Raw genomic sequence first — 10872 nt, forward strand, 5'->3', positions numbered from 1 at the left:
GTTAAACCATGAACAAGCCAGCAACTGTCATTGAATTGGGGTACATGGGCATTTCGGTCAAGGATCCCGCAGCGTGGAAATCCTTTGCCGCAAACATGCTGGGACTTCAAGTCCTCGATGAGGGTGACAAGGATCGCTTCTATCTGCGAATGGACAATTGGCACCATCGGATCGTGGTTCATCACAACGGTCAAGATGACCTTGAATACCTGGGCTGGCGTGTCGCCGGTCAACCGGAATTCGAGGCATTGGGTCAAAAGCTCGTGGACGCAGGCTACAAAGTCCGCGTGTGCGACAAAGCCGAAGCACAAGAACGGATGGTGCTGGGCCTGATGAAGACAGAAGATCCGGGGGGCAACCCGACCGAGATTTTCTGGGGACCCCGGATTGACCTGAACAACCCCTTCCATCCCGGTCGTCCCTTGCACGGGAAATTTCTAACCGGTGATCAGGGCCTGGGCCACTGCATCGTGCGTCAGAACGATGTTGAAGCGGCACGTAAGTTCTATAGCTTGCTGGGATTTCGTGGAGATGTCGAGTACCGCCTTCCTTTGCCCAACGGCATGACGGCTGAGTTGACGTTCATGCATTGCAATGCTCGCGATCATTCCATCGCTTTCGGTGCAATGCCTGCGGCCAAGCGCCTCAATCATCTGATGATTGAATACACTCATATCGAAGATTTGGGTTGCACACACCAGCTTTTCACGAAGGAAAAGATTGACATTGCCTTGCAATTGGGCATCCATTCCAACGATAAGGCGCTGACGTTCTACGGGGCAACACCTTCCGGCTGGCTGATAGAACCTGGGTGGCGAGGCGCCCCCGCCATTGCTGAATCGGAATATTACGTCGGCGACATTTTCGGCCACACCATCGAGGCCACCGGTTATGGATTGGACGTCAAACTGAGCTAGCCATGTAACAGATGCGAAATCGATCGCATCTGTTTTCCCCATTCAGTTCCATATAAAAAAAAGGAGACAATGATGATCAAAGAAGCCATTTCCCTCGCAGGACTTGGGATGCTGATGCTCAGCACCGCATATGCCGAGGATTCCCGTTGGTCATATCGCATCGGCGCCACCAACGTAGCCTTCGATGCGAGCGCCAAAGTTTCGATTGACGGAACAAGGGTGCCGGGTGGAAGCGCTGACGCCAGTGACAACAACGCTTTGACATTTGACTTCGGTTACATCATTAACGATAACTGGAACGCGCGATTAATTGTTGGCATTCCACCCACCACAAAAGTGACGGGCGCAGGCACGCTGCCTCCGATTTTGCTGGGCCGTGTCCAATATGCTCCTGCAGTTTTGTCGGCGACCTACAACCTGCCACAGATGGGATTGGTTCGCCCGTACGTGGGGGCGGGGATCAACTACACTCGAATTCTGAAAAGCAAAGATGCCAATCTGACCTCATTCGATGCAGATCATGCGTGGGCACCTGTGCTCCACATCGGTGCAGAAGCGAACATCAACCGCGACTGGTTCGTCAGCTTTGATATCCGAAAACTTTATCTAAAAACAGATGCATCGGGGTTTCTTGGGCCTCAAGTTGCTACAGCCCGCGTAACGTTGAATCCGCTGCTGACGTCGATTGCGATTGGCCGGAGATTCTGATCGGTCCACATTGATTCCAAAATTCTGTTTGCATCACCATTTTCAAAGGAAATTTGAATGACAAGAAAGACGAGCAAAGCGGTGCGCCTGACCGCCGCGGATATTCAAGGCGCATGGGTCATCATGCCGACCCCGTCCACGCCGGATGCCTCGGACTGGCGCAGCACGCACACGGTCGATCTCGACGAGACGGCCCGGATTGTCGAGGAGTTGATTGCGGCCGGCGTCAATGGCATTCTGAGCCACGGCACCTTTGGCGAATGCGCGACGCTGACGTGGGAGGAGAAGCGGGATTTTGTTTCAACGGTCGTGGAAACCGCGCGCGGTCGAGTGCCCTACTTCTGCGGCACAACGGCCTTGAATACCCGTGAAGTCATACGCCAGACCCGCGAATTGATCGACATTGGCGCCCAAGGAACAATGCTCGGCGTGCCGATGTGGGTGAAGATGGATCTGCCTACTGCCGTGCAATTTTATCGCGATGTGGCGGAAGCAGTGCCAGATGCAGCCATCGCTGTCTACGCCAACCCGGAGGCTTTCAAATTTGATTTTCCTCGCCCGTTTTGGGCCGAAATGTCCAAAATCCCGCAGGTTGTCACAGCCAAGTACTTGGGCATCGGGATGCTGGACTTGGATCTGAAATTGGCCCCAAATATTCGCTTCCTTCCGCATGAGGATGACTACTACGCTGCGGCCCGGATCAATCCCGAGCGCATGACTGCTTTCTGGTCTAGCGGTTCCATGTGCGGCCCAGCGACCGCCCTTGTGCTGCGCGATGAGGTGGTAAAGGCCAAAAATACAGGTGATTGGGCCAAGGCCAAGGCTATTTCAGATGACATGCGCGCAGCCGATGCCACACTGTTTCCACGCGGCGATTTCTCGGAATTCTCAAAATACAACATTGGCCTCGAAAAAGCACGAATGGACGAGGCCGGCTGGCTCAAGGCGGGGCCGTGCCGGCCACCCTATACGCTGGTTCCCGACGAATACCTTGCAGGTGCCCGAAAATCAGGCAAGGCCTGGGCCGCACTGCATACCAAGTATGCCAAGGAATTGAGGAAAACCAAAACGGCAACCAACTCGAAAAAGAAGTAAGTCCAGGCCCTGAGTCAGACATCTCCGATCAGCACAACCTGCTGATCTGGAGGTTTTCTGGATTAGTGCAGTCGGCGAGTTAAAAATATGCCAGTACAGAGTGGAAGCGCCACAAGCGCAGGGTGCACCGATCGCCCTGAAGCAATCTCACACTATTGCCATCTTCTCTTTGTTGGGAGTGCACGATCGTGATGGTCGATTTTTATTTCGATTTTTTGAGCCCATTTTCGTATCTGGCCAACCACCGTTTGTCGGTGCTCGCCGGGCGTTATGGATTCTCCATCCAGTATCACGCCATTGATTTGGCGCGAGCAAAAACGGCCATTGGCAACATCGGCCCATCCAATCGGGACCTCAAGGTCAAGCTTGACTACTTAAAGGTGGATTTGCAGCGATGGGCCGATCTCTATAGGATTCCGTTGGTTTTCCCCCCTAACTTCAACAGCCGCCGGGTGAATGCCGGACTGTATTACCCGGCAGCCAGGGAGCGAGCCGCTGAATATGTTCGCCTTGTTTTCGATTCGGCTTGGGGGAAAGGGTGGGCACTGGATGCTGATAGCTTGCTGGCTGAGGTATGCGACAAGCTAAACTGGGATCTCGGTGAATTTGAAGATTTTTTGAACAGCGAAAATGCCGCCAAGGCATACGACGAAGAGACGCAGGCGGCCATTGACCGAAAGGTTTTCGGGGTTCCCACCGTGTTTTGGGATGATCAAATGTGGTGGGGAAATGACCGCCTTTTCATGCTTGAGAGCAGGTTGCAAAAGGAAACGCAACCATAAATTCTCAGTGCATCGATTTTTCTGATTTTTCAACCACGCCTTGATTTTAAGGAGTCTCATGAAGCTTTATTACAGCCCCGGCGCATGTTCATTGTCGCCTCACATCATCCTTCGTGAAGGTGGATTTGACTTTCAGCTAGAAAAGGTTGATCTCGGCACCAAGGTGACTGAGACTGGTGTTGATTACAAGACCGTCAATCCCGTGGGCAGTGTCCCCGCTTTGCAAATGGATGATGGGCAGGTGCTCACCGAAGGGCCGGCCATCGTTCAATACCTCGCTGACCGTGTGCCAGAAAAATGCCTGGCACCGGCAGCTGGCTCGCTGGAGCGTTACCGACTGATGGAATGGCTGAATTTCATCTCCACCGAATTGCATAAAAGCTTCGGAGCGCTGTTCAGCCCGGTGTTTCCACAGGATGCCAAGCCAGTCATCAAGGCCCAATTGGAAAGCCGTCTTGCCCATACCGAGCAGATGCTCGGTGACAAGGTTTGGGCCATGGGGAACGACTTTTCCGTGGTGGACGCCTACTTGTTTACTGTGCTTGGCTGGGGGGCTTACGTGAATGTGGACCTTTCGCCTTGGCCCGGCCTGCAAGGCTACCTCAACCGCGTGGCTGAACGTCCAGCAGTCCGGGCCACATTGTCGGCTGAAGGTTTGATCTGATTTTTTTAGAGAAATAAATAAAGCATGGCCAGCCTCCATGAGCGGCCAGCCATGCCGCGGGGCAGCCGTGGGCAGCGGCCTCGATCAAATTTCGATGCACACAGATTACGAGCCCCTTTTTCCGACTGCGGTCGGATTCAGAAATTGCCGATACTTGCTTTGGTCTGATCGAAGCGTGAGGGATATCGGCTTCCCCTATCCACATGCTTGATGAAGAGGAGCGTATCACCATGAGTCACGAACTTGGCCGACTGGAAGACCTGCCGCAGGACTACCGAGACGAACTCAAACAACTTAACCTGGTGCCGCTATGGCCCAGCCTACGCGCGGTGCTGCCGCCCAATGTCCCGACCCGCCAGACGCAGCCGACTTACTGGTCCTACCAGACGCTCAAGCCGCTGCTGCTCAAGGCCGGTGAGCTGACCCCCATTGAGAAGGCCGAGCGCCGCGTGCTGGTGCTGGCCAACCCCGGCCACGGCCTGGAGAAGATGCAAGCCAGCGCCGCCATATACCTGGGCATGCAGTTGCTGCTGCCCGGCGAGTGGGCGCCCAGCCACCGCCACACCCCCAACGCGGTGCGCATGATCGTGGAGGGCGAGGGCGCCTACACCACCGTGGATGGCGAGAAGTGCCCCATGAGCCGGGGTGACCTCATCCTCACGCCCACCGGCCTGTGGCACGAGCACGGCCACGACGGCAACGAGCCCGTGGTGTGGCTCGATGTGCTGGACCTGCCGCTGGTGTACTACATGGAGGCCAGCTACCACATCGACGGCGAGCGCCAGCAGGTCGACCCCGGCCGGGGCGACTGCGCCTGGACCCGTGCGGGCGTGGTGCCAACCCCCGTGTTCCAGCGCAGCGACAAGCGCTATCCTCTCTTGCGCTACCCTTGGGCCGACACCCGTGCCGCCCTGCTGTCGCTGGCGGCCGACCAGCCTGAGCAGGAATGCGTGCAGGTCACCTACGTCAACCCCGAAACGGGTGACGACGCCGAGAACATCCTGGGCTTCTACGCCCTGATGCTCAAGCCCGGCCAGACCCTGCGCCTGCCCGTGCGTTCGCCCGCCGTGGTGTTCCACCAGATCGAAGGCCGCAGCGAGGCGCGCATCGCCGAGTCCACCTTCGCCCTGAGGGAAGCCGATACCTGCTGCGCCCCCGGCTACACCGAGGTGACGCTGAAAAACCTCTCAGCCGACCAGCCGTCCTTCATCTTCATGGCCGACGAATCGCCCCTGCACCGCAAGCTGGGCGTCTTTGAAAACCGCGGCTGAGCCGCCGCGAAGCACCACACAACAGGAAAGCAAGTGAGCAACTACCTCTGGAACCCGCCTCCCGTCCAGTCTCTGCCCGTTCGTGGCAAGACCGAGCGCTTCCCCATCAACCGCATCTTCTGCGTCGGCCGCAACTACCACGCCCACGCGGTGGAAATGGGCCGTCCGGTCGACAAAAGCGTCGAACAAGCGTTCTACTTCACCAAATCGCCACAAACCCTGGTGGAAAGTGGTGCGACCGTGGCCTACCCGCCGCGCACCAGCAACTACCACTACGAGATGGAGCTGGTGCTGGCGATCGGCAAGCCCGGCTTCCGCGTCAGCGAAGACCAGGCGCACGAGTTGATTTACGGCTACGCCGCCGGCCTGGACATGACCCGGCGCGACCTGCAACTGGTGGCACGCGACAAGGGCCGCCCCTGGGACACCGGCAAGGACATCGAGGAAGGCTCGGTCTGCTCCGAGATCGTGCCGATGCAAGGCGTGGTGGTGGAGCAGGGCGCGATCGCCCTGGAAGTCAACGGCCAGACCAAACAGTCGTCCAACGTGGACAAGCTGATCTGGAACGTCCGCGAGATCATTGCCGACCTCTCCACCTACTACCACTTGCAACCCGGCGACCTGATTTACACCGGCACGCCCGAAGGCGTGGGCGCCGTGGTGGCGGGTGACAAGATCATCGGCCGTGTGGAAGGCATTGCCGAGATCAGCCTGACCGTCGGCCCGGCCGAGTGAGCCTGCACGCGATGAAGCTGTACAACTTCTGGCGCAGCGGCACGTCACACCGGCTGCGCATCGCGCTCAACCTCAAGGGCGTGCCCTACGAGTACCTGGCCGTGCACCTGGGCAAGGAAGAGCACCTAAAGGACGCCTTCAAGGCGCTGAACCCACAGCAGTTGGTGCCCGCGCTGGACACGGGCGCGCAAGTGCTGATCCAGTCGCCGGCCATCATCGAATGGCTGGAGGAACAGTACCCCACGCCCGCGCTGCTGCCGGCCGACGCCGACGGCCGCCAACGGGTGCGCGCGCTGGCCGCCATCGTGGGCTGCGACATCCACCCCATCAACAACCGCCGCATTCTGGAGTACCTGCGCAAGACGTTCGGCGCCGACGAGGCCGCCATCAACGCCTGGTGTGGCACCTGGATCAGCGCCGGTTTCGATGCCTACGAAGCACTGCTGGCGGTCGACCCGAAGCGCGGCCGCTACAGCTTTGGCGACACACCCACGCTGGCCGACTGCTACCTGGTGCCGCAGGTGGAAAGCGCCCGCCGCTTCCAGGTGGACCTGACGCCCTACCCCCTGATCCGCGCAGTGGACGCGGCCTGCGGCGAGTTGGACGCATTTCGGCGCGCCGCGCCAGCTGCTCAACCTGATTCGGCTTGACGAAAAATACGCCGCCTTCGCCCTAATAAACAGTTCGTAGCCCTGCCCAGTGACAAGTATCAATGAGCAATAGTGAAAATGTAAGGGGAAAGATTATGAAACATATTCTGACCCGACGAGCAGCCCTGAGCACTTTGGGCTCCCTTGGAATCGGGGGCCTTCCGGGCATGAGCTTGGCGCAATCCGGCCCTGGCGTGGCCACGATCGTGATTGGACTCGCCGCAGGCGGAGCGACCGATATGGCTGCCCGCCGGTTGTCTGAGGGAATGCGCGGTGCCTATGCTTCCAGTGTGCTCGTCGACAACCGCACGGGGGCGGGTGGTCGAATTGCGATCCAGCATGTTAAGGCCGCGGCACCAAACGGCGCGACACTTCTGCTGACGCCTGCATCCATGATGACGCTATACCCTCACACGTACAAAGATCTAGGATATGACCCGGTCAAGGACTTTGTGCCGGTCGGTATGGTTTCGACAAGCGAGGTTGGGTTTGCGATCGGGCCCGCTGTCCCGGAATCGGTTGGTAGCCTCAACGACTACTTGGCCTGGATCAAGAGTAACCCTGATTCTGCCACGTTTGGCCATGGTGCCACCGGCTCTGGACCGCATTTCTTGGGCGAGCTGCTCGGGCGGCTTTTGGGCGTGAAAATGGTGCAGACAGGCTTCCGCGGTTCCCAGCCTGCGATTGTGGACCTGTTGGGGGGGCACATCCCGGCGGTGGCCGCGCCCTTGGGTGAGTTCCTCCCTCACATGAAGACCGGCAAGATCCGGGTGCTGGGCGTGACTGGCGCCAACCGCTCTCGTTTCCTGACCAACGTCCCGACCTTCAAGGAGCTCCACATCGCCTTGAGTGAGATGACCGAGTGGTTCGGGGTATTCATGCCCGCAGGCACGCCCGCGCAAGCGGTCCAGCAAGCCAGCGCTGCCATGAAGTCGGCTGTTGCAAACCCGGAACTGGTCAAGGCCTACGCCATGATGGGCATGGAGGCTGGTTGGAGTTCGCCTGAAGGCTTGTCCGATCGATTGAAAAACGACATCAAACGCTGGCAAGCAGTCGCTGAGAAAATTGGTTTTACCGCGCAGTCTTGAGCAGAGGGGGGGCACCATGATCAAACGCCGTGAGTGGATGAAAGCCGCGGGATTTGCCACCTTATCGCTCGGCACTGTAAGAAGCGTCAAAGCCCAACCGGTACCAAAATTACTCAAGATCATCAACGGCTTCCCACCCGGAGGAGTCGTCGATGCGGTTGCACGCCGGGTGGCAGAAGGATTGGCGGTGACGGAACCCGGGGTTAACGTGATCGTTGACAACCGTGTCGGAGCGGGTGGGCGGATAGCTGTGTCCGCCGTCAAGGCAGCCGTCGACGATGGCAGCACCTTGTTGTTCACACCAGACGCCGTGCTGTCCTTGTACCCTTTCGTCTACAGCAAGTTGGACTACGATCCGTTCGCGGATCTGGCTCCCGTAGCCACCGTAGCCACTACGACTGACGCCCTTGCGCTGGGTCCCTTGGTACCGCCTTCCGTGCGTGGGCTCCGGGATTTCCTGGCCTGGGCCAAGGAGCACCCTGAACACGCAAGTTTCGGATCTCCCGGTACCGGTACACCATTGCATCTCTTGGGGGCGCTGGTAGCCAAGGAGGCTGGCGTCTATCTCAGGCACGTGGCTTATCGTGGCGCCGCGCCTGGAGTTACCGATCTGATCGGTGGGCAGATTGCATGCATGGCTGCGCCTACGGGGACGTTCTTGTCTTTCCAAAAGGCGGGGAAATTGCGCATCATCGCAACCTCTGGGCCGCAGCGAACACCCTTCACGCCCGACACTCCCACATTTGCAGAGCAAAAGTTCGGTGCAGACTACCCCGCTGGCGATCAGTGGCTCGGCTTTTTTGCTCCATCAGGCGTTTCGCCCCAAACCGTTTCACGCCTTCATCAAATGGTTGCCGAAGCCGTCAATCGCAAGGCGGTTGCGGAGGCTCTTGCCTCCCTGGGCTTGGTAGCACACAGCTTAACGCCGCAGGCCATGGCGTCCAGCCTGCGAAAACAACATGAAAAGTGGTGGGAAGTTGTCAGACGCGTGGGCTTCACCGCCGAGTCTTGAGATGCCATTAACCTCTCGTTTCATCCGCCCACTTTCGCGGCACGCAGTGCTTCGATCTGCTCCTCCAGCGGGCCCCAAACGGGCGAACTCGACATTGCCGCAGTGCTTGCACGCATCGAGCACCGCCGCACGCTTGTCCGTCAGGACCTGGGCTTCCCAGCGCTCGTTGAAATTGCCGACCTTCTGGGCACCTGGCGCAGTTGAATCGGGCTAACTGTCATGACCCTGGCGGGTCACCCTGGATGATGGAAGACACTGTGGGCGTGCAGGCCAGCACGGGTAGAGGTCGGTCAATTCTTTGATGGCACTCGACCGCGATCGCTAACTTGCCCCGTTGCCGACCACTCCTACCCAGTCGGCCCTGAACAACTCGTTTTAGCCGCGAGCCAGCGCGGAGCGGCGCGAAGTCAAGGCGGTGAGCGGCGATGTTGACGTGGGTGCCGGCAAGGCCAGCGTGGCGGTCATGGCGATCAGTCCGAGCAAGGCGCAATAAAGCACCCGCAGGTGCCGCAGGATCATCCGCAAGTTGTGCCCGGCGCCGCACAGCAGAGCGTGCAGCGCGTCGCCACCCGCGCCCTTGAGCCAGTTCTTGCCCAGTAGGCCGTCGGCCTTCATGTGTCCGATCATGGGCTCGACCACCTGACGCCGCTTGAGCAGCTTCTTCAGCCGCTTGGGCAACTTGCGCGTATGACTGATCAGCAGTCGCGCCCAACACGCGGGCTCGACACCGCGGTAGCCACGGTCGGCCAGCGCGATCTTGGGTGTGTGGCCGGTGAGGATCTCGACCAGCTCGAGCTGGCTGTCCACCGTGTGGCCGTCATACGGGTTGCCGGGCATGGAGCGCATGCCCACCACCAGGCCCTCTTTGGCCGTCACTGCGATGGACACTTTCACGCCGAACTCGTAGGGCGTTCTGGCTTTGCCCTTGGCGATGCACTCTGCCTCGGGCGCGTGCAGCGCATACAGCTTGTTCTTGTCGCCGCGCTTTTGCGCGTGCAGTCGAGTGGCGATGTCGAGTTTGGCCTTCAGCCCAGCTCCGATCTCACCGGCCTTGCGTTGCACGTCGCGGATGACCCGGCCCAGCCAAGTCCTCAGCTTCCTGATCTCGCGCTGCATGCGCCGGTACTGCTTGGCATGGGCGTAGCGGCCGGCCTGGTGCTCGGCAGCCTTGCCGACCCGGGCGTAGCTCTGGCGCAGGTCGATCCCAGCGTCTTGCGCAGCCTCGACGAGTTGCTCACGCGCGCGGTTGAGCAGCCGGCTGTCGGTCGGGTGGGCGATGGCCTTGGGCTGCACCGTGGTGTCCAGCACCACATGCTCCAGGCTCTGGCGCTTGATCACTCCGCCCTTGCGTGCAGCTTCGATGGAATGGGCCAGCAGCCACTCGCAGCCGGCCTCGCCAATGCGCTGGCGCCAGCGCACCAAGCTGGAGGGATCGCAGGGCAGCTCGTGCTGGAAGTACCGCTCACCACTGAAGTGCTGCCAGTACGGGTTTTCTCGCCAGCCCTCACACACGTCCTCGTCGCTGAGTGCGTACACGTGCTTGAGGTACAGCAGAGCGGCCATCAGCCGCGTGGGCAGAGCCGGCCGGCCCGTGGTTGAGACGAACTCCGGACTCCATTCGGCTTCAAACGCCTGCCAGTCGATCAGTGCCGCCAAGCGAACCAGCTCGTGACGCTGGTTGATCAGGTTCAGCAGCTCGCTGCGGAACAAGTCGTGATCGGCGCGTTCGTCGGCTGGCTTCGGACCCATCAACACCTCGATGCAGTTTGCAAGGAATTGATATCAATTCGACCTGAACCCTGCAAACCACACCATCGGCATTCACCCCGAAAGCTCAGTGTTCATGCGGGTTAGCGGAAATACTGTTCAGATACGGGGTCTCCTCGTTTTCAGTGCAATAAGTGACGGTACGCAAAGCTAGCACTGGCGCGGGGGTGGTCTGGGTAGACC

11 protein-coding genes are annotated in these 10872 nt (G+C 59.3%); 10 read left to right on the forward strand and 1 reads right to left on the reverse strand.

Going from position 1 to position 10872, the window contains the following annotated elements; all coding sequences use genetic code 11:
- The first annotated feature begins 8 nt into the window (after positions 1-8).
- The 10 genes from nahC to AC1Q5S_RS20180 all read left to right on the forward strand — a co-directional run bounded on the left by nahC (position 9) and on the right by AC1Q5S_RS20180 (position 8922).
- Entirely contained in the window at positions 9-917 is a 909-nt protein-coding gene (gene nahC, locus AC1Q5S_RS20135; RefSeq protein ID WP_026437502.1) for a 1,2-dihydroxynaphthalene dioxygenase, read from the forward strand.
- A gap of 72 nt (positions 918-989) precedes the next feature.
- Entirely contained in the window at positions 990-1625 is a 636-nt protein-coding gene (locus AC1Q5S_RS20140; RefSeq protein WP_322737348.1) for an OmpW/AlkL family protein, read from the forward strand.
- 57 nt (positions 1626-1682) lie between these two features.
- Positions 1683-2720, forward strand: a complete 1038-nt coding sequence (locus AC1Q5S_RS20145) for a dihydrodipicolinate synthase family protein (RefSeq protein ID WP_032489822.1) — start codon at positions 1683-1685, stop codon at positions 2718-2720.
- 191 nt (positions 2721-2911) lie between these two features.
- Positions 2912-3502 carry a 2-hydroxychromene-2-carboxylate isomerase gene (locus AC1Q5S_RS20150; protein WP_492239315.1) on the forward strand — a complete coding sequence of 197 codons (591 nt, stop codon included), beginning with the start codon at positions 2912-2914 and terminating at the stop codon, positions 3500-3502.
- 58 nt (positions 3503-3560) lie between these two features.
- A complete protein-coding gene (gene gstA, locus AC1Q5S_RS20155; protein WP_026437506.1) occupies positions 3561-4166 on the forward strand; it encodes a glutathione transferase GstA in 606 nt (201 codons plus the stop codon).
- A gap of 230 nt (positions 4167-4396) precedes the next feature.
- A complete protein-coding gene (locus AC1Q5S_RS20160; RefSeq protein WP_228771123.1) occupies positions 4397-5437 on the forward strand; it encodes a cupin domain-containing protein in 1041 nt (346 codons plus the stop codon).
- A 33-nt stretch (positions 5438-5470) separates the two neighbouring features.
- Positions 5471-6172: a fumarylacetoacetate hydrolase family protein gene (locus AC1Q5S_RS20165; protein WP_026437508.1), complete on the forward strand. Its 702-nt coding sequence runs from the start codon at positions 5471-5473 to the stop codon at positions 6170-6172.
- Positions 6173-6183: 11 nt separating this feature from the next.
- Positions 6184-6822 (forward strand): maleylacetoacetate isomerase, encoded by a 639-nt coding sequence (gene maiA / locus AC1Q5S_RS20170; protein ID WP_026437509.1) that lies wholly within the window; start codon positions 6184-6186, stop codon positions 6820-6822.
- 95 nt (positions 6823-6917) lie between these two features.
- Positions 6918-7910, forward strand: coding sequence for a Bug family tripartite tricarboxylate transporter substrate binding protein (locus tag AC1Q5S_RS20175; protein WP_034303884.1), 993 nt, complete (start codon positions 6918-6920; stop codon positions 7908-7910).
- A 16-nt stretch (positions 7911-7926) separates the two neighbouring features.
- The gene (locus AC1Q5S_RS20180) at positions 7927-8922 is read left to right on the forward strand and encodes a tripartite tricarboxylate transporter substrate-binding protein (RefSeq protein WP_026437511.1); all 996 of its coding nucleotides are present in this window, start codon (positions 7927-7929) and stop codon (positions 8920-8922) included.
- Between the two features lie 375 nt (positions 8923-9297).
- Here AC1Q5S_RS20180 and AC1Q5S_RS20185 read toward each other — a convergent pair whose 3' ends face one another.
- Positions 9298-10671: an IS5 family transposase gene (locus AC1Q5S_RS20185; RefSeq protein WP_048805410.1), complete on the reverse strand. Its 1374-nt coding sequence runs from the start codon at positions 10669-10671 to the stop codon at positions 9298-9300.
- Positions 10672-10872 lie beyond the last annotated feature (201 nt).

The sequence above is a fragment of the Acidovorax sp. GW835-FHT14B10 genome (genome assembly GCF_058793725.1).

Bases quoted from the DNA above. Each gene is read 5' to 3' on its own strand.
- nahC (WP_026437502.1), top strand. From the start codon at position 9: ATGAACAAGCCAGCAACTGTCATTGAATTGGGGTACATGGGCATTTCG.
- AC1Q5S_RS20140 (WP_322737348.1), top strand. From the start codon at position 990: ATGATCAAAGAAGCCATTTCCCTCGCAGGACTTGGGATGCTGATGCTC.
- AC1Q5S_RS20145 (WP_032489822.1), top strand. From the start codon at position 1,683: ATGACAAGAAAGACGAGCAAAGCGGTGCGCCTGACCGCCGCGGATATT.
- AC1Q5S_RS20150 (WP_492239315.1), top strand. From the start codon at position 2,912: ATGGTCGATTTTTATTTCGATTTTTTGAGCCCATTTTCGTATCTGGCC.
- gstA (WP_026437506.1), top strand. From the start codon at position 3,561: ATGAAGCTTTATTACAGCCCCGGCGCATGTTCATTGTCGCCTCACATC.
- AC1Q5S_RS20160 (WP_228771123.1), top strand. From the start codon at position 4,397: ATGAGTCACGAACTTGGCCGACTGGAAGACCTGCCGCAGGACTACCGA.
- maiA (WP_026437509.1), top strand. From the start codon at position 6,184: ATGAAGCTGTACAACTTCTGGCGCAGCGGCACGTCACACCGGCTGCGC.
- AC1Q5S_RS20175 (WP_034303884.1), top strand. From the start codon at position 6,918: ATGAAACATATTCTGACCCGACGAGCAGCCCTGAGCACTTTGGGCTCC.
- AC1Q5S_RS20180 (WP_026437511.1), top strand. From the start codon at position 7,927: ATGATCAAACGCCGTGAGTGGATGAAAGCCGCGGGATTTGCCACCTTA.
- AC1Q5S_RS20185 (WP_048805410.1), bottom strand. From the start codon at position 10,671: ATGGGTCCGAAGCCAGCCGACGAACGCGCCGATCACGACTTGTTCCGC.